Below are 23,769 nucleotides of genomic sequence, written 5' to 3' on the forward strand. Positions count from 1 at the left end.
TTCACCGGGCTTTTTTACAGGCTCATCAGGCTGATTAATCAGTGTTTGCGCAACGCTTTCACCTGGTCCGCCGTAATATCCCCCGGCAGGCCGCCGAAGGTCACGCGCAGATAATTCACCATCTCAGCAATTTGCGCATCGTTCAGCCGATCCGCAAAACCAGGCATCGACTGCATGCTTTCACCGTTCGGGAAATCCTGCGCTGGTAAACCATCAAGCACGGAAACGATCAGGTTACGACCATCCGGCTGGCGCAAGGTGGCGTTGTTTTGCATCGCCACCGCGACGTGCGGTTTGCCGGAACCATCGGCCATATGGCAACCCGAACACTGATCCAGATAAGTGATACGTCCGGCGTCATTACCGCCCTGTCCGGTACTGACCGGCACCGCCGCCGGCGGTTTGTCGCCCAGCAGGTACGTGACGATCGCACGGTGATCGGCGTCGGTCAGATGACGGGTGCTGAGGTCGACAACCTTATGCATCTCGTCAAAGGCAGATCCCTGAGGCGCAATGCCAGTCGCGAGGAAACGGCTCAGATCTGCCGGGTTCCAGCCACGTTGCGCCAGCGCCTCCGGGGTGATCGCTGGTGCAGTAATGCGTCCGAGCGTGCCGCCTTTCAGGTTACTGTCGGTATCCATCTGCCCCAGTTTGCCGCGTGGTGTATGACATTCGCCGCAGTGACCGAGCACATCCGTCAGGTATTGACCGCGCTGCCAGTCGGCAGAATTCCCCTGAGAACTGGCAGGCATCGGATCGCTGGTACGGAATAACAGGTTCCAGCCGATCATCGCCATACGCTGGTTGAACGGGAATGGCATTTCGTTTTCCGGCACCGGCTGATCCACCGCCGGACGCGTCATCAGAAACGCATACATATCGTCTGAATCTTTGCGGGTGACACCTTTGTACGAGGTGTAAGGCATCGCCGGATACAGATGACGTCCGCCCGGCGCCACGCCTTTGGTCAGCGCCAGATAGAAATCGTCCGACGTCCAGCGGCCAATGCCGTCGTCCGCAGAAGGCGTCAGATTGCTGCCAAAGATTTTGCCAAACGGCGTTTCCAGCGGATAGCCACCCGCCAGCGGCGCACCGCCGGAAGCGGTATGACATGCCGCGCAGTCAGACGCCTGAACCAGATAACGACCGCGTTCAATCTGCGCCGTATCCGCAGTGACTTTCTGCACCGGCGCATCCAGCGTGCGGTTTTCCCGCCACCAGAGCACGGCGATCACGATAATGATCACCACCAGCAGCGCGAGGAAAAGACGTTTTTTCATCACGCATGCTCCCGGATCAGGCCTGGGGTTTTCATCACTACATCGCGTACCGCTTCGTAATACCGCACGTAGCCGGTACAGCGGCAGATGTGATTTTCCAGCGCGCCGTTAATCGCCGCTTCGAGATCAGCCAGCGGGATCGGGTGTTTTTCCAGACGCTCAAGCAGCAGCGTTGCCGCATTCACAAAACCCGGCGTGCAGTAACCGCACTGGAAACTGTAATGTTCCAGAAACGCCTGCTGAACCGGAGAAAGGTGGACTTCGCCTTTGTCATCGGTTTTCGCGTGCCCTTCGACGGTACGCACTTTTTTTCCGTTGAAGAAATGTGCGCCGGTGATGCAGGTCCGCACTTCTTCGCTGGTGCCGCTTTCATGGTCGACGATCGCCACGCAGGCGTGACAAATCCCCTGACCGCAGCCCAGACGGCAACCGGTCAGCGCCACATATTCGTGCAGGAAATCAATCATCATCAGGCCTTCAGGAACCTCCAGCGGGCCGTATTGTTGATTGTTGATGGTCAGCGTCATTGGCTGAGTTTTAATGCTCATTGTAAAACCTCTCGAATATTTTCAGCACGAACAGGCAAATCACGGAAACGGTGGCCGGTGGCTTCGGCAATGGCGTTCACCAGCGCAGCGACGACCGGGATCATCACCACTTCAGCCATGCCTTTCGGCGGATCGGTTTCCGACAGCGCAGGCAGGATATCGCTGGTCTGTTTCCAGACCGCCACATCACTGGCACGCGGCAAATGGTAACGGTTGAAGTTCCACGTTCCGTTGCCCGGCCCGTCTTCGTACAGCGGTAAATATTCGTGTAATGCGTGACCGATACCCATCGCCAGCCCGCCCTGTAGCTGACCGGAAACCAGCTCAGGTACGATCAGATTGCCGCACTCCATAATGGAATGATGCGTCAGGAGTTCGACCTTGCCGGTGGCAATGTCGACTGCGATTTCGGCCAGCGTACCGACCGCGCTGTAGTAGGTCACAGAAGCGTTGTTACGCTGAGTTGGCGGGTAATACACCGCGTCACGCGCCAGGGTCTGGAATTGATCCGCACCGTGACGTACTGACATGCCATCCACCGGAATGCGCTGACGCACATTATTGAGGGTAAAATCGGCTTCTGCCCATTGCCAGCGGTTGAATACGTGAACGGCTGCGCCGGTCATGCCTTTCATTTCGTACACTTTTTTCGCCAGCATTTCGAGGCTGAGAATTTGCATTCCGTTAGCGGTCAGACCGCCTTCCACCCAGCGGGCATCTTCTTTGCGCACGACATAAGGGGCAGCCTGTCCGCCACCAATGCCGGTTTGCCAGATAGCCATCGCCGCCGGCCAGATGCCGTTGTCGAAGATCAGGCGCGCTGCTTCGCGGGTGCTGTGAGAGAAGTAATAGGCCGAGTTACTGGCGCTGGATGGCGAGCAGTAAGAAGGCGACCAGCGCGGATTAGTTTGCAGTTTGTCCTGCTCTTCCTGCGACATAATGTACGGATCGCCGCTGGTTTCCACCGGCAGTACCGACCAGTCTGTCACCGAGAAATGCGCCTGTTCAGCCGGTTTCCCCAGCCATTCAGCGCACAGAACGGACTGCGATGTCGACATCCCCGTGCCCATTTCCGCGCCACTGTGCCACAGGCTGATTTCGCCTTTTTCACTGAGTTCCACGCGGGCAAAAGAGGTTTCCGCGCCGGTGCCGAAATCTTTCTGCACGCAACCAAAACCGACGCCATAACGTTTACCCGGATTCTGAATTTCGTATTCGGCTTTACGCTTTTTACGCTCTGTCCATAACGGATGAACAGCGGCTTTTTCCAGCACTTCATCGGCACGAATTGCGCCCGCCGGAATGGCGCCCTGAGTATTTTTCATGCCTGATTTCAGAACGTTGCGCATACGAAACGCAATCGGATCCAGCTTCAGTTCAGCAGCCAGTTCATCCATCATCATTTCAGTGGCGGCCATACTTTGCAGCGTACCGTAGCCGCGTGCTGAACCGGCATCAAGCGCGCGCGAGGCCAGACCGACCGCAGATAAATCACTTTTCGGGAAGTAGTAAATCGACTGTGCCGCTGTTGCGCCAACCATCACCACCGACGGCGTGAAGTTGCTGCGCCCGCCGCCGTCTGCGGTCATTGCCGCATGGAATGACTGCAACATGCCGGTTTCACGGTTCACAGCAATGTCGTAATTCATATCAAACGCATGACGTTTGAGCGCTGACTGGAACTGTTCAAAGCGGTCGTTAGCCAGACGCACCGGCGTGCCGTCACCGTACATCGCCGCGACGGCACCGTAATACGGGAAGTTGTAGTGATCTTTCGAGCCGTAACCCACGGTGTAGCACGGGTGCATAATCAGCGTTTTCACCGTGCGATGTGATTTCGCCATCATGCGCGGCATCTCATCCGCCACTTCCTGCGGCGACTGCGTTGGCACCACCATATGCAGCGTTTGTGTCGCAGCATCGTACCAGCCGTTGGCGTTATCCGGCTCAAGCGCGGAAGTATCAACGGATTGCGTGGTAAAACGGCGCGACATCACCAGCCAGTCCTGCGGCGGCGATTTCAGTTCATCAGCCATTTCACCCGCGTAGAACATGCCCTGCTCGTCCAGCTTGCCGCCCTCGCGGCCTTCCGGCCAGACCGGCAGGTGTTTGCGCATCCCGACCGGGAAGACCGGCATATCTTTCAGGCTGGAGAATTTATCGTCTTCATAGGCATTTTCTCCCCCGACGCGCACGAAGCGGAACGTGCCCCACGGGTCGCGTTCCAGCGGCCCGGTTTTCTCGCCGTAGCGCACCACGCCCTCTTTGAATTTCAATGCATTTTTGGCGAAACGGAATTTGGCAAAATCCTGATAAACCAGGATCGCCACGGCTTGTCCCAGATAGGCAGGTGTTTTGCCTTCCGGCAGCAGCATGTCTTCACCGTAAAAGGCCGGGAAAGCCAGCCCGTCGCGCGCCAGCACGTCGGCCGTTACCAGCTGATCGGGCTGAAGTTCGTCGCCAAGCAGTGAGAGATCCAGACCGGTGTAAATTTTATCGGCTTCAGTTACCCGCAGGATAAAGGCATGCGCCTGTTTCTGCGGCCAGTGCGGCATGTCTTTGGCTCGGATATCGCGGGCAAAAACTTTCTGCCCCATGACTTTCGCTTTGCCATCGATACGGAAACGGACGCGTTTGTTTTGTGCATCCCACTGGGGTGATTGCAGAATTTTTTCTTCGAACAGTGCGGCATAAGCCCGACTGTGCAACGGCGCGAGATAAACGGAGACGCCAGCGATCACCGCGCCTTTCACAAAGCGCCGCCTGGACGGATTGAAATTGCTCATAAATTCCTTTGATTCTTTTATGTCTTTTTATTGTTCAGCACTTTCTAATATTCTGAAAATCCTGTTTTTCGCGGGCGATTATAGGTACGCAAAACCTTATAAGCTATGATGAGAAACACATTTTTAATATCTTGTTCACAAATGAGCGCAAAAAAGTGCGATAATTCGTTTCTGTTGCGCAAACAATAACCAGAAGGGATAGAAGCGAAATGGCCGGAATTATTTTGCTCGCAGCAGGGTCAGGAAAGCGATTTTCTGCCGCCGGTGGCGAGGGAAACAAGCTCAATGCCGTTCTGAGTCAAACAGCAGAAAATCCTGTCACGGTATTTGAAACCACGCTGAATCAGTTAACCGGCAGCGGTTTATCAGTCCATGTGGTCACCCGTCCGGAAAATGTGCAGGTTCAGGCCAGTTGCGCACGTAAAGCCGTGCCTTTTACCCTCGTCAGCAGTGCCGGAACCGGTGAATCCATTGCTGCCGGCGTACGCGATACGCCGGAATGGGACGGCTGGCTGATTCATCTGGCAGATATGCCCTTTGTTCCCGCAGACGTTTTCATCGCCGTTGCCGCAAACCTGCAACAGGCGCAGGTGGTACGGCCTTACTGGCAAAATGAGCCGGGCCATCCGGTCGGTTTTTCCCGGCCGATGCGTGAGGGACTTTTGCAGTTGCGCGGCGATCATGGCGCGCGGGATCTTTTGCGCGGACGCGAAGTTTTACGACTGAATTTTAACAATCCGGCAGTGATCGCAGATATCGATCTGCCGGAGCAACTCCCCGAATCCTCGCTTTCTCAGAACGGACAACCGCATGCAGCATCTTGATAATCAGGTTATTTCTCAGGCGATGGAATGGCTGGCGCACCAGCCGGTCTGGCTTTGTACGGTGCTGAACACTTACGGTTCTTCCCCGCGAGCGCCCGGTGCATTGATGGTGGCAACAGCCGGGGGGCATTTTTGCGGTTCGCTTTCCGGTGGCTGTGTCGAAGAGGATTTCCTGCAACGCATTGCTGCGGGTGAATATCAACAAGCCAGCCAGATTGTGCGCTACGGAGAAGGCGGTCTGACGCCAAATATTGCCCTGCCGTGCGGTGGTTCGCTGGATGTGCTGATCGAGTATTTGCCGTCATCGCAAGGTAATGTGGATTATCTGCAAAGAATGGGCATGGCGCTGGCGGGACATTACGCCCTGACCAAGTCACTTACCCTGCCCGCAGCCTGCGATCATCTGGAACTGACGAATTATCATAATGCGACTCAGGTGATGCGCAATGATGATTGCATCACCCTGCATCTGGCCGCCCCGCCGCGTCTGCTGATTGCCGGATTGTCGAGTGTCGCGCTTTACTGCGCGGATTTTGCCTGCGCGCTGGGATTTGAAGTGGTGGTATGTGAGTGTCGCGAGGACGTGCTGGAAAACTTTCTGCCGTCGCTGAAAGCAGATATTCGTCTGGAAAAACAGTTTCCTGCTAAATATCTCGAGCAAAAAAGCTGTCATGCGAATACCGCCATTGTTGCGCTGACCCATGACCCGAGAATGGATGATCTGACCCTGATGGAAGCGGTGAATACCCCGGCATTTTATATCGGTGCGATGGGATCGCAGCGCAACAGCGCACGTCGCCGTGAGCGTCTGCAAACCATCGCTGATTTCACAGCAGATGATTTTTCCCGTCTGCACGCGCCGGTAGGCTTGCCAATTGGCAGCAAAACTCCCGCCGAAATCGCGCTGGCCGTCATGGCCGATATCGTTAAACATAAAAATGGAGTAAAGCAGTTCAGCACGACGGACTGAATGCACCGTTGATTGCATAAAAAAGCCTGAGGTTTGAGCCTCAGGCTTTTTTGTACAGACTAACCGGTTGATTACGAACGGGTAAGCTGCAACTGACCGCTTTTATCCAGCGGGATTTGTGTGCCCGGATCGTGGTCCATACGAACTTTCCCTTGCTGATCGCCTATTTTATAGGTCACATCATAACCGAGGGTTTTATCTTCTTTGTCATACACGGTTTTACAGCGCTGCTGCTGAGTCGTGTAAGTATCGTTATCCTGCATGCTGCTTTGTACGCGGTTACCTGCATAACCGCCACCCAGCGCTCCGGCTACCGTCGCCACGTCACGTCCGCGTCCACCACCAAACTGGTGACCCAGAACCCCTCCCGCCACCGCACCCAGTACGGAACCGGTGATCTGATGCTCATCCTGCACAGGGCGGCGATGAGTGACAGTGACGTTACGGCATTCCTGACGCGGAGTTTTCGTGGTCTCTTTGATTGGCGTCGCGCTGACAACCTGCGCATATTGCGGGCCAGACGAAAAGACGTTCATGCTCGCAACGCCAGCAATGCCCAACGCCGCAGCCACACCAATTCCGACCCCAGCTAACATTGACTTGTTCACAGGACTTCCTCCGAAAATGTTACCACGCAATTCGCCCTCTTAGGACGCTCCTCAGCGGAAAACAACACATCTGAGGTCCGGCGTGCGTGAAACGCCGTCTGTAAACTTACTGTCAATAGTGCATACCAAAACGTAAGCAAACAATAAGACGAAATCTGTAAGTGAGGAAAATGGCCTGCCTGAGGGGCGTTTCGGAGGATTCTTAGCTGACAAAGTAATAGTGACGTGATCTTGTGCTGTGTGGGTATCTGTAACGTATTAAATATTGCATCAGAAATAAAAAAGCCTGTAATAAACAGGCTTTTAGGTACGAAACGATTCAGCTGACGTTCAAAAAAACGTCGCTGAACGGAATCAGTGCAGTTTAAGACGCGGGCGAATCACGCGGTTAATGCCACCGACCAGCATCATCAGACCGGTTTTGATGTAACCGTGCAGTGCAATCTGATGCATACGATACAGCGAAATATACACCAGTCGCGCCAGACGCCCTTCGACCATCATAGAACCGCGCATCAGGTTACCCATCAGACTGCCGACAGTACTGAAGCGTGAAAGGGAAACCAGTGAACCGTGGTCTTTATAAACGTAAGGTTTCAGGCTCTGCCCTTTGCGCTGCGCCATGATGTTGGCAAAGCAGCGGGAGGCCATCTGATGCGCTGACTGAGCACGCGGGGGTACAAAACCGCCGGATGGCTGCGGACAGGACGCGCAGTCACCAATCGCATAGATGTTCGGATCGCGCGTGGTTTGCAACGTCGGTTCCACCACCAGCTGGTTAATACGGTTGGTTTCCAGACCGGCGATCTCTTTCATGAAATCAGGGGCTTTAATCCCCGCCGCCCAGACCATCAGATCGGCATCAATGAATTCGCCGGACTTAGTGTTCAGGCCGTTTTTATCCGCGCTGGTAACCATGGTTTGCGTCAGAACGCGCACGCCCAATTTGGTCAGCTCATTGTGTGCAGCCGCAGAAATACGCGGTGGCAACGCCGGCAGAATACGTTCACCCGCTTCCACCAGCGTGACGTTCAGCGCTTCGCTGTCCAGACCTTCAAAACCGTAGCTGTGCAGCTGTTTAACCGCATTGTGCAGCTCAGCAGACAGCTCAACGCCGGTCGCACCGCCACCGACAATCGCGATGTTCACTTTCTTCTGCTTATCGGAACTGGCAGAGAACTTGAGGAACAGGTTCAGCATTTCGTTATGGAAACGGTGCGCCTGATGCGGGTTATCCAGGAAGATGCAGTTGTCTTTCACGCCCGGCGTACCGAAGTCGTTAGAGGTACTGCCCAGCGCCATCACCAGAGTGTCGTACGCAATATCGCGCACCGGCACCAGTATTTCACCGTTCTCGTCGCAGATTTCAGCCAGTTTGATGGTCTGATTTTCGCGATCGATATCAGTCAGTGAGCCAATCTGGAAGGTAAAGCCGTGATTGCGGGCATGAGCCAGATAACTCAGCGCATCCACGCCGTCATCCAGGCTGCCGGTCGCCACTTCGTGCAACAGGGGTTTCCACAAATGGCTGTGGTTGCGATCGACCAGAATGATCTCCGCTTTTTTCTTGCGGCCAAGTTTATGGCCCAGGCTGGTTGCCAGTTCCAGACCGCCGGCGCCACCGCCGATAATCACAATTTTCTTCATTGGTGATGTCAAAATGACCCCCTCAAATGTGAACCAATTGTTATATAAGAGTAAAAATATTATCCTTATATTACATAGGGTTGCTTAAGTTAAATCGGTATCTGAGACGGAGGATATCACGCGTGGTGATTTGGTCATACCAAAATTGATATAGGTCAATTTAATTTCATTTGGCTAATTTGACTTAGGGAAATGGCACGTATTTTGACGGATTTAAATCAGCAGGTTAGAGGAAAAACAGGCGGAAAAATGATTTCATCGCGCGGAATGAACCAAATAAAAAAACCACTGCTTTGGGGCAGTGGTTTTTAAATATTGCAGAAATGAAATGTTAAATCAGGCGATGTTTTTGAACGCTTTGATCCGCTGAAGATGGGTCGAGATGTCCTTGAACTTATGGCTCTGATGTTCATCCCATTCAACCGGGTAATAGTGATGAAGTTTCTCAGCAGTTTGCTTGCTGTCGAGCACACCGTCTTCGCGGGATAAAATCACCAGACAACGGTCGCGGTTCTTCTCGCGAAAATCACTGATGCATTTCGTAGCGATGTCTTCGTATTCTTCGGGACGGTCGATTTTCCCTGTCATATTATCCTGCGGCGATAAGTTCGGATTGAACATCACCTGGCGGATACCGCACAGGAAACCGATACGTTCAGCCCAGAACCCGCCGAGCCCGACACCGCAAATCAGCGGATTTTTGTCAGTGGTTTCATGCAGCACTTTATCGACTTCTTTCAGCAAATGTTGCATGTCGTGGCGCGGATGCAGCGTGCTGTAGCTGATGAAACGGACGTCGGGATCAATAAACTGTAGCTGCAACACTTTCTCGTGGTTACCGGGACTGGTTGAATCGAAGCCATGCAAATAGATAATCATCGTTTACCTCATCCTGAATGTGCGTTGAAACCCTCACGCGGTCTGAAAAACGTTACCGGGCAGTTTCTTTATGTTCCTGCCAGCGGGCGTCGAGCGCGGTCAGTTCACGGTTTGCGTCTTTCCAGCGACTTGAATTTTGCAGGTCCTGACGGGCCTGTTTTCCACTGTACAGTCCGCGATGATACAACTGCGCAACACGTTCAGCTTTGACCGGAGACAGGTTATCCAGCACGCTCACTGCGCCCTGACGGTTATTACAGGCCAGGATCATATCGCAACCGGCATCCAGAGAAGCCTGAGCACGTTCCGGATAGCTGCCCATAATCGCGGCACCTTCCATCGAAATATCATCGGAGAAAATCACACCGTTGAAATTCAGTTCTTTGCGCAAAATTTCCTGCAGCCAGTAAGGTGAACCGCTGGCCGGGCGCGGATCAGCCTGGGTATAAATCACGTGGGCTGGCATGACGGCATCCAGCAATTTACGTTCATTAAGCTGGCGGAAGATTGCCATGTCGTGCCCGCGGATGACCTCCAGCGGGCGATCGTCACGCGGCGTTTCTTTATGAGAATCCGCACTGACCGCGCCATGTCCCGGGAAATGCTTACCGGTGGTTTTCATCCCCGCGGCATGCATGCCGAGAATAAACTGCTCTGCCATATCCAGCGCTTTCTGCGGTTCGGCGTGGAACGAACGCTCGCCAATGGCCGCGCTGATATGACCGATATCCAGAACTGGCGCAAAACTGATATCGATATCCATAGCAATCATTTCTGACGCCATCAGCCAGCCGCCCTCCTGTGCCAGGCGCTTCGCTTCATGCGGCGCATTCAGGGCCGCAAAAGATTGCGCGGCAGGCAGACGGGTGAAGCCTTCACGGAAACGCTGCACGCGTCCGCCTTCCTGATCCACCGCCAGCACCAGCCGGTCGTGGGACGCGTCGCGGATCTGGCGGATCAGTTCATGCAACTGATCAACGTCATGATAATTTCGGGTGAATAAAATCAGTCCGCCGACCAGCGGATGCTGCAAAATTTCACGTTCCTCGGCATCCAGCTCAAAGCCAACGACATCCAGCATTACAGGTCCCAACAAAATGGACGCTCCTTTTTATTTTTCAGACGATTATCACGGCCGCAACGGTTGCGCCCATTCACGGTATTTATGCTCGCCGGTCTGCTGCCAGCGCACTTCAAACCACATCAGCATCAGGTAATCGACCCAGGGGATCCAGCGGTTAACCTGCTGTTGCAAAAGAGAAATATCCTGATAGCCGCCCGCGTTGATGTACTCACGCAGAAAAACATGTTGCTGCTGCGTGTTCCAGCCATTGCCGCGAACAATCGCGGCCAGCTCCAGGGCAACATCCGCATCCGCCGCGTATTCCCAGTCAATCAACCGCAGACCGTCTGGCGTATGCAATACATTTCCTGCGTGGATATCCATATGCACCAGCGCCAGTTTCAGCGGCGCGGGCTGTGTCTGCGACATCATCTTGCGATGTAAACGCAGCCAGCGTGGCGTGAGTCTGCGCCGGTCGATATGTTGCCAGTAACGTGCAAACTGATGCTGCAAATCCAGCCGGTAGCCTGAAGGCGGTAACTGGTGCAGCCTGACCAGCATCCGGCTCAGTGCTTGCTGTGTGACGGGCATCGCGAAGGTCTGTTCAGTCGGCGACGTGCCCTCTATCCAGTCAACAATCATCCACGGCGGTGAATAAAGTCTGACACACGGGCCTGTTCTTTGCCGCGCGACATGCCGCAAAATCGCAGATTCTCGTCGCCGGTCAGCGCCCGCAATCCGCTTATCAAAAGACTGATGCCGCGCCAGTAAATCACCGGCAGGCGAACAAATTTTCCAGCTTTCTCCCGTCAGTCCGGCGACCGGTAATAAACGAAATCCGGCGGTTTTCACCGCCGGATAATGTTTTTCGATCAGTTGCCGTAGTTCTGATTGCAGAAGCTCAGCGTTAGTTCTGGACTGCACCACGGCCTGACCAGACGATTTCGCCACTTGGTGCGGTAATCAGACGCATCGACATGGTCGGCGCTTTTACATCACCGCTTACGGTGCTGTAAAGCACGTACTGGGCCTTCACGATGTTTGCCAGACCGATGGCTTTGCTGACCGACGCCAGGCTGTCATCCGGCGATAATCCCAGTGACTGTTTGGCCGAAGACACCTGATCTGCCGGAACCACCTGGAAAGTGGTGTTGTTCGCCAGTGCATTACGCAGGGCATCCGTCGCCTTGGCCATTTGCAGTGAGCCGTTAGTGCTGTTTTTAACGCTATCCACCAGCAACACGCTGCCGGACTGCACACCATCGGATTTCAGCATTTTTGCCAGCATCGGCTGAACGGTCGCCGTCCAGTCAATATTCGCGAATTTTGGCGGCTGTGGAACCGGCTGAACCGGTGGCTGCTCTGGCACTGGCGGATTGACCGGCGGCAGTGGCTGTTGCGGTTGCTGTGGTTGTTCTGGCTGCTGGGTTTGTTGCTGGTTTGGCAAAGTACAACCACCAAGGATCAAAGCGGCCATTGCCACAATGAGAAAATACTTTTTCATCAACCTTCTCCGTACGGGAATTTAGAGATAAAGGTACATGCGCACACTGTACGCATCGAGATTGCCATTAAGTGAACTGATGTCAACGCTGCTGTTGGCTGGCACGGTGACGGTCCGGGATTCGGCAATCGGTAATAAATCCAGTCCCTGCTTATCATACCAATAGAAACGGTAATGCAGGGTGACAGGATGTGGCTGGTTATTATCCAGTGTACTGGTGGCTTTTTTCTGCCCACCGGAATCAGACACGGATGGCGAACTCGGGATAATACCCGCCGTCAGAACGGGGGACTCCATGACCACTCTTTGCTGATTATTGAGCGCAATGCCTGGCTTGCTGCTGCAGGCTGTCAACAAAATTACCGGCAATAATGCCATCAGGAAACGCATGTTTACCCTTACTGACGTGACAGCAATGGACCCAATGCACGGCCACCGACCAGATGCATATGGATATGATAAACCTCCTGACCCGCGTCGCGGTTGCAGTTGACGATCAGGCGGTAACCGCTTTCGGCAATCCCTTCCTGTTCAGCAATTTTAGCCGCAACCGTCATCATCCGGCCCAGCGCGGCTTCATGCGTGGTATCAACGTCATTCATTGTCGGGATCAGGGTATTCGGGATGATCAGAATATGGCTTGGCGCCTGAGGAGATATATCGCGGAATGCAGTCACCAGTTCGTCCTGGTAAACCACGTCGGCGGGAATTTCACGGCGAATAATTTTGCTGAAAATTGTCTCTTCGGCCATCTTAACTGTCCTTAACAAAGTAAAAAGCGTTGTACGCAGTATGGGTTAGAATTTCCATTCCTTTCAACCTGATTACGCTTTTTGATGCTTAATTGACGCAGAAAGCGCCAGCGAGAGGCAGCGGCAACCGTTCCTCCAAATCGCAGGCATGAAAAAAGGAGGCCGAAGCCTCCTTTCTCAGAACCAGACATTGCTCACCATTAATGGTTACGCATGTACTCGTCCATATCAGTTTTCAGGTTGTCAGACTTGGTACCGAAAATCGCCTGAACACCAGAACCTGCAACCACTACACCTGCCGCACCCAGTTTTTTCAGGCCAGCCTGATCAACTTTGGAGACGTCCGCTACGCTGACGCGCAGACGGGTAATACAGGCATCGAGGTTAGTGATGTTGTCTTTACCGCCGAAAGCCTGAACCAGAGAAGCAGACATTTCAGAACCGCCCTGCGCTGTGGTTTCGCTGGTAGAGTCTTCACGGCCAGGGGTTTTCAGATCCAGTTTCGCAATCAGGAAACGGAAGATGCTGTAGTAAACCACGGCATACACCGCACCCACGATTGGGAACAGCCAGATTTTGCTGCTGTTGCCGCTCAGTACGATGAAGTCAATCAGACCGTGCGAGAAGCTGGTACCGTCACGCATACCCAACAGGATACAGATTGGGAATGCCAGACCGGCCAGGATCGCGTGGATCACATACAGAATCGGCGCAACGAACATGAAGGAGAATTCGATTGGCTCGGTGATACCGGTCAGGAACGCAGTCAGTGCAGCGGAAATCATGATGCCGCCGACTTTTGCACGGTTCTCAGGTTTTGCTGAGTGCCAGATAGCGATAGCCGCCGCTGGAAGACCGTACATTTTGAACAGGAAGCCACCAGACAGTTTACCCGCAGTCGGGTCACCCGCCATGTAACGTGGGATATCGCCGTGGAATACCTGACCCGCAGAATTCACGTACTCACCGATTTGCATCTGGAATGGAACGTTCCAGATATGGTGCAGACCAAACGGAACCAGCGCACGTTCTACAACGCCGTAGATACCGAATGCCACAACCGGGTTCTGGTAAGCAGCCCATTGTGAGAAGGTCTGGATACCTGTACCGATTGGCGGCCAGATGAAGGACAGAACCACACCCAGGATAATCGCTGCCATACCAGAGATGATTGGCACGAAACGTTTACCGGCGAAGAAGCCCAGGTATTCTGGCAACTTGATGCGGTAGAAACGGTTGAACATGTATGCCGCAATCGCACCGGAGATAATACCGCCCAGTACGCCGGTATCCGCCAGATGCTTGGCTGCAATTTCTTCAGCAGGCAAATGCAGAACCAGTGGTGCAACAACTGCCATGGTTTTCACCATGATGCCGTATGCCACAACGGACGCCAGTGCAGAAACACCGTCGTTGTTGGTGAAGCCTAACGCCACACCGATAGCAAAGATCAGAGGCATGTTAGCGAAGACGGAACCACCGGCTTCGGCCATAACATGGGAAACGATCACTGGCAGCCAGCTAAAGTTTGCAGAACCGACACCAAGCAGGATACCTGCGATTGGCAGTACGGATACTGGCAGCATTAGCGATTTACCGACCTTTTGAAGGTTTGCAAACGCGTTCTTAAACATAATTGAGTGTGCTCCTGAGTAATGATGCTTTTTGATACTTCATGCGGTTTAGCCTGATAACTAACCGCTTTGCAAAAGGTCGTACAGCCCTTTGCTATCGGGTGTCTGAGCACCCCTTTTAATTTTTACGCAGGGTAAAATAATTCCCTTTGTTAATGTTTGATGGCAGTCACGTTTTTCTGAAAAATGCAGTGAGAGCGTTTAAAAAACCCACGATTTACAACATTTAATCCGAAATAGACGCCAGTGACCCCGCAAAAAACGGGGCCACGATACCTCATTCTGGTGATTAATTACGAGGTGTAAAATAAATCTGGCGTATATGACTAAGCCTAAGGTTAGATCAGGGAGGAAGTATCGATGTGAAATAATCGTGAAAAGTTTGCAGTGGTCGCTTCTGCCAGCTGTTCCACACTCACACCTTTGAGCACGGCCATGTAATCGGCAACGTCCCGTACATAAGCAGGCTGGTTCTCTTGACCACGATGTGGCACGGGTGCCAGATACGGCGAGTCAGTTTCCACCAGCAAACGATCCAGCGGTACATAACGGGCCACTTCACGCAACGCTTCAGCGTTACGGAAAGTCACAATCCCTGAGAACGAGATAAAGAACCCCAGATCCAGCAGGAATTTTGCCGTCGGCAGATCCTCGGTGAAGCAATGCAAAACACCACCGCACTCCCCTGCGTTCTCTTCTTTGAGAATATCCAGCGTATCCTGACGGGCATCACGTGTATGGACGATCACCGGTTTGTTCAGCTCGCGGCCAATGCGGATGTGCTCGCGGAATGAATCCTTTTGCAGTTTCAGCTGATGCGCTTCTTTCTGATAAAAATAATCCAGACCGGTTTCACCCATCGCCACCACTTTCGGGCTGGCGGCAAGCTCACGCAGTTCTGCGAAATCATAACCATCGTCAATATTCAGCGGATGCACACCGCAGGAAAATGCAACGTCGGGACGGTCGCCAATCAGCTGTGTCATCGCACGATAACCGGGCAATGTGGTCGCCACCGCCAGCATAAATTTCACGTCACGTTCACGGGCTTTTTCCAGCACGTTATCCACGCCGGAATGCAGCTCATTGTAATCAAGGCTGTCGAGATGACAGTGGGAATCGACTAAAAACATAGTATTTAACTCATGACAAATAAGGGGTTCAGCGGGAAAGCGCGGAACTGAAAATCGACGCAGAAACCGTGCCCTGAAGCATCTGTTCCCACTCAAGAAGTTGTTCGGTCAGCAGTAACTCACGGTTAACACCGACGATAGAAAGCAGCTGATGGCGGCAATGCATCCAGGCACTCACCGATTGCTGTAAAGCCACGCTGGACTGCGCACCGGCGAGCAACGCAATTAACGGCTGCTGATCGTGGTTGATGATGAACTGCCCCGCCTGTTGCTGCCATTTAATGGCATCAAGAAGTAACGTCGCCAGCCAGTACAGACGTTCCGGCGCATCATCATGATTAAGCTGCGGCAACAGGGAAAGCATATCCTGTTGCTGACATTGCGTATAAAGCTGCTGGCATAATGCCACGCGTTGCTTCCAGCGTTCCGGCTGCAACAGTTCAATGGCTGACAACGGCGCACCGTTGGTCAGACGCAATGCGGTTTTGATCGAGACAGGATCAGCACTGAGCTGACGGTTAATCCACTGCACTGCCAGCGCTTCTTCCGGTACCGGCAGATGCCAGTAGAAACAGCGGCTGCGGATCGTTGCCAGTAACGCCGAAGGTTCGCGGCATCCGAGCAGGAAATAGGTGCCCGCCGGGGGTTCTTCCAGCGTTTTCAGCAAGGCATTCGCTGCGGCTTCGGTCAGCAATTCCGTTTGCGGGATCCAGACAACTTTCGAACCGCCCTGCTGGGAATAATTGTAGAGCGTTTCGATGAGCTGACGCACCGGATCAATGCCCAGCGAGTTTTTGCCTTTTTCAGGTTGCAGGATATGCCAGTCAGGATGGTTGCCGGCAATCATCAGCTGACAGCTGTGGCATGAACCACAACTCTTTTCGCCGTCCTTGTGCTGGCACAGCAGCCAGCGGCTCAGACCATATACCAGCGCCTCATCCCCGATCCCCGCTGCGGCATGCATCAGCACCGCATGATGCCCGCGGCCTGTCAGATATTGCCCTGTCAGCTGGCGATAAGGGGCGCTGAGCCACGGATACCAGTTCATGAATGCTCCCGGGTTGCCTGCTCGTCAAACCAGCTTTTCAGTGTCTGTTCGATCGATGACTTTACTTCTTCAATAGTCTGCGAGGCATCGATGGTTTTAATGCGACTGTCAGCGGCGGCAAGCTCCAGATAACGGGCGCGCGTACGTTCAAAGAAAGGCAAGGCTTCCTGCTCGATACGATCCAGTTCACCACGGGCACGGGCACGTTGCAGGCCGATGGCCGGAGGTAAATCCAGATACAACGTCAGGTCAGGGCGGAAATCACCCAGAACGGTATCGCGTAAAGAGGTCATTAGTTTGGCATCAATCCCCCGTCCGCCGCCCTGATAAGCTTGCGAGGAGAGATCGTGCCGGTCACCCACCACCCATGCGCCACGCGCCAGAGCGGGTAAAATCACCGTCTCAACCAGCTGGACACGGGCAGCGTAAAGCATCAGCACTTCGGCTTTGACCGTCGGTTTTTCGCCATCTACGCCACGCTTAAATAAATCGCGTAATTTCTCCGCCAGCGGCGTACCGCCCGGCTCACGGGTAAACACAATTTCTTCTACGCCGTGCTGGCGCAATGCATCCACCACCACGTTATGAGCAGTGGTTTTTCCCGCCCCTTCCAGGCCTTCAATCACAATGAAGTTACTTTTCATTCTTGTTCTTAAGAGCCTCTATATACACACGAACCGCCTTGTTATGGTTCTCAAGGTTAGTGCTGAAAGTATGCCCGCCTTTGCCGTCAGCGACAAAATAAAGATACGGCGTTTTTGCGGGATGTGCCGCAGCCTGAAGTGAGGCTTCGCTCGGCATCGCAATCGGAGAAGGCGGCAGGCCGGTGATCACATAAGTATTGTAAGGGGTCGGCGTTTCTAAATCTTTCTTCGTGATATTGCCGGTGTATTTATCACCCATACCATAGATGACGGTCGGGTCTGTTTGCAGACGCATGCCGATCCGCAGACGATTGATGAACACAGACGCCACTTCAGGACGCTCATCTTTTACGGCCGTCTCTTTTTCAATAATCGACGCCATAGTGACCATTTCTTCAGGCGTTTTATACGGCAGCGAATCAGCGCGGCCTTTCCAGATATCCGCAACGGTTTTTTCCATGCGCACATGGGCGCGTTTGAGCAGAGATAAATCCGTCATGCCCGCAGTGTAATGGTAAGTATCGGGATACAACCAGCCTTCGGCATTTTTGGTATCGGTCATGCCTAAGGCTGCGGCGATCTCTTCACCGCTTTTGCTGCTAAGTTCATGCCTGAGATACTCTGAAGTATCTAAAACCTTCATCCAGTCGCTGAGCTTAAAGCCCTCGACAAAACGAATGCTAAATTGGGCTTCTTTGCCACTTTTCAGCAGCTCCAGCATCTGGCGAACGGTCATGCCTTTTTCCAGACGGTAGGTACCGGCTTTAAACTCACTCAGTTCGGGCTCTAAACGTAATAACCATGGGAACCACGGGTTGGGCTTCATCAGCTTCTTGTCGATGAGCAGCGTTTCCAGAACCACACGCCCGGTACCGGCAGGCAGGGTGAAGATCGTTTCACTGCTGACATTGATTGGGCGGTCCGCAAACTGTTTCACTTTCTGGTAGGCAAACGTCGCCAGTCCTGCAAGGATCAGGACAATAATGGCGAAGATTTTGGTCTTTTTGTTTGTCATTGTTTATTCACTTTTTTAACAGTTCTGGAGCAAAAAATTGTACAAATCTCGGGATAAATAATGCCATCCGCACGCCTGTGCCACGGGTAAAACCGGCATCAACGCATTACAAATCAGCACCTCATCGGCATCAGACAATACCTCGGCGGGTTCACTGACAATGTGCAACGCCCAGGGCGACGAGTTTTCAATGAGCCGGATAATGTGCTGACGCATAACGCCATCCACCCCCGACTGTGATAAATTCGGTGTAAATACCTGATTTCCCTTCCGCCAGAATAAATTAGCCGCACAGCATTCCACCAGGCAACCTGAGGTGTCAACCACCAGAGCCTCGTGGGCGTCCGTCTGGTCAAGATGCAGGCGGATCATCACCTGCTCAAGACGGTTGAGGTGTTTTATGCCCGCCACCAGCGGATTTCTACTCAACGTCACCGGGCTCAGGGCAAGTTTTACACCGTGTTGCCGCAACGCGTGATAATGTGCGGGATAAGCGGATACTGATACAATCCGGGTCGGTTCAGAGCATCCTGCCGAACTGTAGCCTCGTCCCCCCTGCCCGCGTGTCACAACGGCTTTAACGACAGCCTCTTCCTGTTGTCCTGCGGCCTGAATCATTTCGCGTTCTAAAGCAGCCCAGTCCACGCCATCAATATGCAAAACAGACACCGCGCGCTGCATCCGCGCAATGTGTTCTGGAAGAAGCTGGATTTCACCGCGCAACACCCTGGCCGTAGTGAAGCAACCGTCGCCAAATTGCACAGACCGGTCTGCCGCTGGCAATGTTGTCGCCGCCGCACCGTTAATCCACATGGTTACTTCCTCCTGACTTCAGGGTTAGCGTTCTCCGACCGCTGAGACTGCGTGAGCAGGCTTCTGGCAGCAAGTGGAGCATTCTTACTTTATCGTACCGGCAGGCCGAAATGGCGGGAAGACTCTTTCCGTTGAGCTGCCGTTTGATTCCACTTTACCGCATAGCAAATGCTTTTATTCAGACAGCAAAAAGGCCCGATTAACGGGCCTTTCTCAATAATACACCGTCGCAATCACATCTTGCGGAATACCAGGGAACCGTTAGTTCCGCCGAATCCGAAGGAGTTGCACAGTGAATATTGCATGTCTTTTACCTGACGCGCTTCGTGCGGTACAAAGTCCAGATCGCACCCTTCGTCTGGATTGTCCAGATTCAGGGTCGGTGGAACGGCCTGATCACGCAGCGCGAGTAAAGTGAAGATAGACTCCACCGCCCCCGCCGCACCTAACAGGTGGCCGGTCATAGACTTGGTTGAACTGACCAGCACTTTGTGAGAATCCGCACCAAAGACAGATTTAACCGCCTGCGCTTCGGCTTTGTCACCCGCCGGGGTAGAAGTCCCATGCGCGTTGATATAGCCAATTTGCGACGCAGAAATGCCTGCATCACGCAAAGCGTTTTCCATCGCCAGCGCGGCACCTGCACCGTCTTCCGGTGGAGAGGTCATATGGTAAGCATCGCTGCTCATACCAAAGCCGACGATTTCAGCATAAATTTTTGCACCGCGTTTGCGGGCATGTTCGTACTCTTCCAGCACCATAATCCCGGCACCGTCACCCAGTACGAAACCATCACGATCTTTATCCCACGGGCGGCTTGCGGCCTGCGGATTATCGTTGCGCGTGGATAGCGCGCGTGCTGCACCGAAACCACCGACACCCAGCGGGGTGCTGGCTTTTTCTGCGCCGCCTGCCAGCATCACGTCAGCATCGTTATAGGCGATGATACGGGCTGCATGACCAATATTATGCACGCCAGAAGTACAGGCTGTAGCAATAGAAATACTCGGCCCACGCAACCCGAACATGATACTCAGATGACCGGCAATCATGTTAACGATGGTTGATGGAACGAAAAAAGGACTAATTTTGCGAGGTCCGCCGTTAACCAATGACGTATGGTTTTCTTCAATCAGACCAAGTCCGCCGATGCCAGAACCGATCGCCGCACCAATGCGTGTCGCGTTCTCAGCAGTCACTTCAAGCCCGGAGTCTTGCATCGCCTGAATACCGGCAGTAATACCATACTGAATAAAGGCGTCCATCTTGCGGGCATCTTTGCGCGGGATGTAGTCTTCACAGTTAAAATCTTTTACTAAGCCAGCAAAACGGGTTGCATAGGCACTAGTATCAAAATGGTCGATCAGGCTGATGCCACTCTGACCGGCAAGGAGAGCGTTCCAAGTGGACTCTACAGTATTGCCGACAGGAGACAGCATGCCCAGTCCAGTCACTACAACTCGACGCTTAGACACGTGTGTCCTCCAGGGAGGGAAAAAAGTAGTAATACCGTGGGATATAAAAAACTTAGGCGGTCAAATGACCGCCTAACTATCTAAACTTAAAGCATGTACGCTTACTGTTGGCTAGCGTTGATAAAATCAATTGCTGCCTGAACAGTAGTGATTTTTTCAGCTTCTTCGTCAGGGATCTCGGTATCAAACTCTTCTTCCAGAGCCATAACCAGCTCAACGGTGTCGAGAGAATCAGCGCCAAGGTCGTCTACGAAAGATGCAGCATTCACTACTTCTTCCTGTTTAACACCCAGCTGTTCAACGATGATTTTCTTAACGCGTTCTTCGATAGTGCTCATACTCTTAAATTTCCTATCAAAACTCGCTTTCGCGATGGTTTTCGTAGTGTATAAAATGTTGAAAAAGATGCAACTAAATCCAGGCTGGTCAAACCACGAATTTGCTCTATTTTGCGGTTTTTACCGCAAAAAACGCAAATAATTTCGTAATTTTTAAATCATATACATGCCGCCATTGACATGTAATGTTTCACCCGTGATATAGCCGGCCTCGTCAGAGGCTAAAAAAGCAACGGCGCTGGCAATTTCTTTGGCATCGCCCAACCGGTTGGCTGGAACTGATGACAAAATGCCTGCGCGTTGATCATCTGTCAACGCCCTTGTCATATCCGTCTCAATAAAGCCGGGAGCGACGACGTTGACAGTAATGCCACGTGAAGCAACTTCACGTGCCAAAGACTTACTAAAACCAATCAAGCCAGCTTTAGCCGCCGCGTAGTTCGCCTGCCCTGCGTTACCCATGGTGCCAACAACGGAACCAATTGTAATAATCCGTCCACACCGTTTCTTCATCATAGCTCGCATGACAGCTTTTGAAAGCCGAAACACAGAAGTCAGATTCGTATCCAGGATATCCTGCCACTCATCATCCTTCATACGCATGAGAAGGTTATCACGGGTAATGCCGGCATTATTAACTAAAATATCAATTTCGCCAAATTCAGCTCGAATTGTCGCCAATACTTGCTCAATAGATGCAGAATCAACCACATTGAGCATAATACCTTTGCCATTTTCGCCTAAATATTCGCTGATCGCTTCAGCACCTTTCTCGCTGGTCGCTGTGCCGATCACTTTCGCGCCGCCTGCTACCAGTTTCTCTGCAATAGCGCGGCCAATACCACGACTGGCACCAGTAACAAGTGCAATTTTGCCTTCGAAGGTCATACTCATCCTCTTATTACTGCTCTAACGCCGCTGCCAGGCTTGCCGTGTCATTCACAGCGGACGCCGTCAGGGTGTCAACAATACGTTTTGTCAGACCGGTCAACACTTTACCCGGCCCCACTTCTAAAAGCTGCTCAACGCCCTGTGCTGCCATAAATTCGACAGACTCAGTCCAGCGCACCGGGCTGTACAGCTGGCGTACCAGCGCACTGCGGATGGCTTCAGGAGACGTTTCAATTTTCACATCAACGTTGTTCACCACGGAATACTGCGGTGCGCTGAATGTGACATTTTCCAGTGCAACGGCAAGTTTATCCGCAGCAGGCTTCATCAGAGCACAATGCGATGGCACGCTGACTGGCAGTGGCAGAGCGCGTTTTGCACCTGCTTCTTTACAGGCCGCACCGGCGCGTTCTACCGCTTCTTTGTTACCCGCGATCACAACCTGACCTGGTGAGTTAAAGTTAACCGGAGAGACAACCTGCCCCTGAGCTGACTCTTCACAGGCTTTGGCAATCGCGTCGTTGTCCAGACCGATAATAGCGTACATCGCGCCAGTACCCGCCGGAACCGCTTCCTGCATCAGTTTGCCGCGCAGTTCAACCAGTGAAATCGCCTGTTTGAAATCCAGCACACCGGCACAAACCAGAGCAGAGTATTCACCCAGGCTATGACCCGCCATCAGAACAGGCTGAGCGCCGTTCTGCTGCTGCCATACACGCCAGATAGCGACGGAAGCGGCCAGCAACGCAGGCTGTGTCTGCCAGGTTTTATTCAGTTCTTCAGCAGGCCCCTGTTGCACCAGCTGCCATAAATCATATCCCAGCGCCGAAGAAGCTTCGGCAAATGTTTCTTCAACCACCGGATGCGCAGCGGCTAAATCAGCCAGCATACCGAGCGTCTGAGAACCCTGACCAGGGAAAACAACTGCAATTTTTGTCATTTTTATCATCCTGTTAAATCAAAAACGTACCAGCGCCGAGCCCCAGGTAAAGCCACCGCCAAATGCTTCGAGCAACACTAATTGCCCGCGCTGAATTCTGCCGTCACGCACTGCTTCGTCAAATGCTGCAGGCACAGAGGCCGCAGAGGTATTGCCATGACGATCGAGCGTAACCACGACTTTGTCCATTCCCATACCCAGCTTTTTCGCTGTCGCACTGATAATGCGCAGGTTCGCCTGATGCGGAACCAGCCAGTCGAGTGCAGTACGGTCGAGATTATTTGCGGTCAGTGTTTCATCAACAATGTGCGCCAGTTCAGTCACAGCGACTTTGAAGACTTCATTACCCGCCATGGTGACATAAGCAGGTTTTTCCGGCTCTGTCTGGCTTGGGTAGGCCAGCGTCAGCAGGTTGCCGTAATGACCATCGGCATGCATATGCGTAGAAATGATGCCCTGCTCTTCTGATGCGCCCAGCAATACTGCGCCCGCGCCATCACCGAACAGAATAACCGTACCGCGATCTTCAGGATCGAGTTTACGCGACAACACATCAGAGCCGATCACCAGTGCATATTTCACTGCACCGTTTTTGATGTATTGATCGGCAACGCTCAGTGCGTATGTAAAACCTGCACAAGCGGCGGCCAGATCGAATGCTGCAGAATCCTTGATGCCCAGCATGTTCTGCACCTGGCAGGCTGAACTCGGGAATGCATGTGAAGATGAGGTTGTTGCAACAATGATCAAACCCACGTCGCTTGCGCTGACGCCGGCCATTTCAAGTGCTTTTTCTGCTGCGTGCAGGCCCATTGTGGCCACAGTCTCATCCGGTGCAGCGATACGACGTTCACGAATACCTGTGCGGGTGACAATCCACTCGTCGGAGGTATCCACCATTTTTTCTAAGTCGGCATTAGTCCGAACTTGCACGGGCAAATAGCTCCCCGTACCGAGAATTTTTGTATACATGTACG

The 23,769-nt window shown here is 53.0% G+C and carries 24 protein-coding genes; 2 read left to right on the top strand and 22 right to left on the bottom strand.

All coding sequences use genetic code 11. From position 1 onward, the window contains the following. Window positions 1–38: 38 nt before the first annotated feature. From ACJY2G_RS20045 to ACJY2G_RS20055, 3 genes are read right to left on the bottom strand one after another with little or no spacing between them, the layout of a single operon-like run. Window positions 39–1,280 (bottom strand): c-type cytochrome, encoded by a 1,242-nt coding sequence (locus ACJY2G_RS20045; RefSeq protein WP_430319073.1) that lies wholly within the window; start codon window positions 1,278–1,280, stop codon window positions 39–41. Next, entirely contained in the window at window positions 1,280–1,828 is a 549-nt protein-coding gene (locus ACJY2G_RS20050) for a (2Fe-2S)-binding protein (protein WP_112291108.1), read from the bottom strand. Before ACJY2G_RS20050 ends, ACJY2G_RS20045 begins: the two co-directional genes overlap by 1 nt. Beyond that, a complete protein-coding gene (locus ACJY2G_RS20055; RefSeq protein WP_430319072.1) occupies window positions 1,825–4,614 on the bottom strand; it encodes a xanthine dehydrogenase family protein molybdopterin-binding subunit in 2,790 nt (929 codons plus the stop codon). Before ACJY2G_RS20055 ends, ACJY2G_RS20050 begins: the two co-directional genes overlap by 4 nt. 209 nt (window positions 4,615–4,823) lie before the next feature. Here ACJY2G_RS20055 and ACJY2G_RS20060 point away from each other — a divergent pair, with 209 nt between their 5' ends. Both ACJY2G_RS20060 and ACJY2G_RS20065 read left to right on the top strand, forming a co-directional pair. Further along, window positions 4,824–5,438, top strand: a complete 615-nt coding sequence (locus ACJY2G_RS20060) for a nucleotidyltransferase family protein (RefSeq protein ID WP_439292031.1) — start codon at window positions 4,824–4,826, stop codon at window positions 5,436–5,438. Beyond that, window positions 5,425–6,408: an XdhC family protein gene (locus tag ACJY2G_RS20065; protein WP_430319070.1), complete on the top strand. Its 984-nt coding sequence runs from the start codon at window positions 5,425–5,427 to the stop codon at window positions 6,406–6,408. The genes ACJY2G_RS20060 and ACJY2G_RS20065 overlap by 14 nt, the downstream gene beginning before the upstream one ends. 71 nt (window positions 6,409–6,479) lie before the next feature. Here the strand turns inward: ACJY2G_RS20065 and ACJY2G_RS20070 are convergent, their stop codons facing one another. The 19 genes from ACJY2G_RS20070 to ACJY2G_RS20160 form a co-directional block, all read right to left on the bottom strand. Further along, window positions 6,480–7,016, bottom strand: a complete 537-nt coding sequence (locus ACJY2G_RS20070; protein ID WP_120160641.1) for a glycine zipper 2TM domain-containing protein — start codon at window positions 7,014–7,016, stop codon at window positions 6,480–6,482. Window positions 7,017–7,370: 354 nt separating this feature from the next. Continuing rightward, a complete protein-coding gene (locus ACJY2G_RS20075) occupies window positions 7,371–8,675 on the bottom strand; it encodes an NAD(P)/FAD-dependent oxidoreductase (RefSeq protein ID WP_120160639.1) in 1,305 nt (434 codons plus the stop codon). A 324-nt stretch (window positions 8,676–8,999) separates the two neighbouring features. After that, a complete protein-coding gene (ycfP, locus tag ACJY2G_RS20080) occupies window positions 9,000–9,542 on the bottom strand; it encodes an alpha/beta hydrolase YcfP (protein ID WP_112291118.1) in 543 nt (180 codons plus the stop codon). A gap of 52 nt (window positions 9,543–9,594) precedes the next feature. Then, window positions 9,595–10,623 (bottom strand): beta-N-acetylhexosaminidase, encoded by a 1,029-nt coding sequence (gene nagZ / locus ACJY2G_RS20085; RefSeq protein ID WP_430319116.1) that lies wholly within the window; start codon window positions 10,621–10,623, stop codon window positions 9,595–9,597. 48 nt (window positions 10,624–10,671) lie between these two features. Then, window positions 10,672–11,529, bottom strand: coding sequence for a phosphotransferase (locus ACJY2G_RS20090; RefSeq protein ID WP_439292032.1), 858 nt, complete (start codon window positions 11,527–11,529; stop codon window positions 10,672–10,674). Beyond that, window positions 11,513–12,109, bottom strand: a complete 597-nt coding sequence (gene lpoB / locus ACJY2G_RS20095; RefSeq protein WP_120160634.1) for a penicillin-binding protein activator LpoB — start codon at window positions 12,107–12,109, stop codon at window positions 11,513–11,515. The genes ACJY2G_RS20090 and lpoB overlap by 17 nt, the downstream gene beginning before the upstream one ends. A 21-nt stretch (window positions 12,110–12,130) precedes the next feature. Next, window positions 12,131–12,499: a YcfL family protein gene (locus tag ACJY2G_RS20100; protein ID WP_112291123.1), complete on the bottom strand. Its 369-nt coding sequence runs from the start codon at window positions 12,497–12,499 to the stop codon at window positions 12,131–12,133. 8 nt (window positions 12,500–12,507) lie between these two features. Next, window positions 12,508–12,861, bottom strand: a complete 354-nt coding sequence (gene hinT / locus ACJY2G_RS20105) for a purine nucleoside phosphoramidase (protein WP_112291124.1) — start codon at window positions 12,859–12,861, stop codon at window positions 12,508–12,510. Window positions 12,862–13,061: 200 nt separating this feature from the next. Continuing rightward, the gene (gene ptsG / locus ACJY2G_RS20110; protein WP_112291126.1) at window positions 13,062–14,495 is read right to left on the bottom strand and encodes a PTS glucose transporter subunit IIBC; all 1,434 of its coding nucleotides are present in this window, start codon (window positions 14,493–14,495) and stop codon (window positions 13,062–13,064) included. 338 nt (window positions 14,496–14,833) lie between these two features. Then, on the bottom strand, window positions 14,834–15,628 hold the full coding sequence (locus tag ACJY2G_RS20115; protein ID WP_430319069.1) for a metal-dependent hydrolase: 795 nt from the start codon (window positions 15,626–15,628) through the stop codon (window positions 14,834–14,836). 28 nt (window positions 15,629–15,656) lie between these two features. Then, window positions 15,657–16,676, bottom strand: a complete 1,020-nt coding sequence (gene holB, locus ACJY2G_RS20120) for a DNA polymerase III subunit delta' (RefSeq protein WP_120160626.1) — start codon at window positions 16,674–16,676, stop codon at window positions 15,657–15,659. Beyond that, window positions 16,673–17,320: a dTMP kinase gene (gene tmk, locus ACJY2G_RS20125; protein ID WP_120160624.1), complete on the bottom strand. Its 648-nt coding sequence runs from the start codon at window positions 17,318–17,320 to the stop codon at window positions 16,673–16,675. Before tmk ends, holB begins: the two co-directional genes overlap by 4 nt. Continuing rightward, the gene (mltG, locus tag ACJY2G_RS20130) at window positions 17,310–18,335 is read right to left on the bottom strand and encodes an endolytic transglycosylase MltG (protein ID WP_430319068.1); all 1,026 of its coding nucleotides are present in this window, start codon (window positions 18,333–18,335) and stop codon (window positions 17,310–17,312) included. The genes tmk and mltG overlap by 11 nt, the downstream gene beginning before the upstream one ends. Before the next feature lie 15 nt (window positions 18,336–18,350). Continuing rightward, on the bottom strand, window positions 18,351–19,148 hold the full coding sequence (gene pabC, locus ACJY2G_RS20135; protein WP_430319067.1) for an aminodeoxychorismate lyase: 798 nt from the start codon (window positions 19,146–19,148) through the stop codon (window positions 18,351–18,353). Window positions 19,149–19,381: 233 nt separating this feature from the next. Next, window positions 19,382–20,623, bottom strand: coding sequence for a beta-ketoacyl-ACP synthase II (gene fabF / locus ACJY2G_RS20140; RefSeq protein WP_112291134.1), 1,242 nt, complete (start codon window positions 20,621–20,623; stop codon window positions 19,382–19,384). A 101-nt stretch (window positions 20,624–20,724) separates the two neighbouring features. Further along, window positions 20,725–20,961: an acyl carrier protein gene (gene acpP, locus ACJY2G_RS20145; protein WP_015690190.1), complete on the bottom strand. Its 237-nt coding sequence runs from the start codon at window positions 20,959–20,961 to the stop codon at window positions 20,725–20,727. 153 nt (window positions 20,962–21,114) lie between these two features. After that, window positions 21,115–21,849 carry a 3-oxoacyl-ACP reductase FabG gene (fabG, locus tag ACJY2G_RS20150; RefSeq protein WP_112291135.1) on the bottom strand — a complete coding sequence of 245 codons (735 nt, stop codon included), beginning with the start codon at window positions 21,847–21,849 and terminating at the stop codon, window positions 21,115–21,117. A 13-nt stretch (window positions 21,850–21,862) separates the two neighbouring features. Next, the gene (gene fabD / locus ACJY2G_RS20155; protein ID WP_430319066.1) at window positions 21,863–22,792 is read right to left on the bottom strand and encodes an ACP S-malonyltransferase; all 930 of its coding nucleotides are present in this window, start codon (window positions 22,790–22,792) and stop codon (window positions 21,863–21,865) included. Between the two features lie 18 nt (window positions 22,793–22,810). Continuing rightward, window positions 22,811–23,764, bottom strand: a complete 954-nt coding sequence (locus tag ACJY2G_RS20160; RefSeq protein WP_112291138.1) for a beta-ketoacyl-ACP synthase III — start codon at window positions 23,762–23,764, stop codon at window positions 22,811–22,813. Between the last annotated feature and the right edge of the window lie 5 nt (window positions 23,765–23,769).

The sequence above is a fragment of the Rahnella sp. ATs2 genome (genome assembly GCF_051851855.1).
GTDB classification, from domain to species: Bacteria; Pseudomonadota; Gammaproteobacteria; order Enterobacterales; family Enterobacteriaceae; genus Rahnella; species Rahnella variigena.

What these genes read in the sequence shown, in the direction of transcription:
- ACJY2G_RS20100 (WP_112291123.1), bottom strand. Translation starts at nt 12,499, where the DNA reads ATGCGTTTCCTGATGGCATTATTGCCGGTAATTTTGTTGACAGCCTGC.
- tmk (WP_120160624.1), bottom strand. Translation starts at nt 17,320, where the DNA reads ATGAAAAGTAACTTCATTGTGATTGAAGGCCTGGAAGGGGCGGGAAAA.
- hinT (WP_112291124.1), bottom strand. Translation starts at nt 12,861, where the DNA reads ATGGCCGAAGAGACAATTTTCAGCAAAATTATTCGCCGTGAAATTCCC.
- ACJY2G_RS20055 (WP_430319072.1), bottom strand. Translation starts at nt 4,614, where the DNA reads ATGAGCAATTTCAATCCGTCCAGGCGGCGCTTTGTGAAAGGCGCGGTG.
- nagZ (WP_430319116.1), bottom strand. Translation starts at nt 10,623, where the DNA reads ATGCTGGATGTCGTTGGCTTTGAGCTGGATGCCGAGGAACGTGAAATT.
- ACJY2G_RS20045 (WP_430319073.1), bottom strand. Translation starts at nt 1,280, where the DNA reads ATGAAAAAACGTCTTTTCCTCGCGCTGCTGGTGGTGATCATTATCGTG.
- acpP (WP_015690190.1), bottom strand. Translation starts at nt 20,961, where the DNA reads ATGAGCACTATCGAAGAACGCGTTAAGAAAATCATCGTTGAACAGCTG.
- fabG (WP_112291135.1), bottom strand. Translation starts at nt 21,849, where the DNA reads ATGACCTTCGAAGGCAAAATTGCACTTGTTACTGGTGCCAGTCGTGGT.
- ACJY2G_RS20115 (WP_430319069.1), bottom strand. Translation starts at nt 15,628, where the DNA reads ATGTTTTTAGTCGATTCCCACTGTCATCTCGACAGCCTTGATTACAAT.
- fabD (WP_430319066.1), bottom strand. Translation starts at nt 22,792, where the DNA reads ATGACAAAAATTGCAGTTGTTTTCCCTGGTCAGGGTTCTCAGACGCTC.
- pabC (WP_430319067.1), bottom strand. Translation starts at nt 19,148, where the DNA reads ATGTGGATTAACGGTGCGGCGGCGACAACATTGCCAGCGGCAGACCGG.
- ACJY2G_RS20050 (WP_112291108.1), bottom strand. Translation starts at nt 1,828, where the DNA reads ATGAGCATTAAAACTCAGCCAATGACGCTGACCATCAACAATCAACAA.
- mltG (WP_430319068.1), bottom strand. Translation starts at nt 18,335, where the DNA reads ATGACAAACAAAAAGACCAAAATCTTCGCCATTATTGTCCTGATCCTT.
- ycfP (WP_112291118.1), bottom strand. Translation starts at nt 9,542, where the DNA reads ATGATTATCTATTTGCATGGCTTCGATTCAACCAGTCCCGGTAACCAC.
- ACJY2G_RS20160 (WP_112291138.1), bottom strand. Translation starts at nt 23,764, where the DNA reads ATGTATACAAAAATTCTCGGTACGGGGAGCTATTTGCCCGTGCAAGTT.
- lpoB (WP_120160634.1), bottom strand. Translation starts at nt 12,109, where the DNA reads ATGAAAAAGTATTTTCTCATTGTGGCAATGGCCGCTTTGATCCTTGGT.
- holB (WP_120160626.1), bottom strand. Translation starts at nt 16,676, where the DNA reads ATGAACTGGTATCCGTGGCTCAGCGCCCCTTATCGCCAGCTGACAGGG.
- ACJY2G_RS20060 (WP_439292031.1), top strand. Translation starts at nt 4,824, where the DNA reads ATGGCCGGAATTATTTTGCTCGCAGCAGGGTCAGGAAAGCGATTTTCT.
- ACJY2G_RS20065 (WP_430319070.1), top strand. Translation starts at nt 5,425, where the DNA reads ATGCAGCATCTTGATAATCAGGTTATTTCTCAGGCGATGGAATGGCTG.
- ptsG (WP_112291126.1), bottom strand. Translation starts at nt 14,495, where the DNA reads ATGTTTAAGAACGCGTTTGCAAACCTTCAAAAGGTCGGTAAATCGCTA.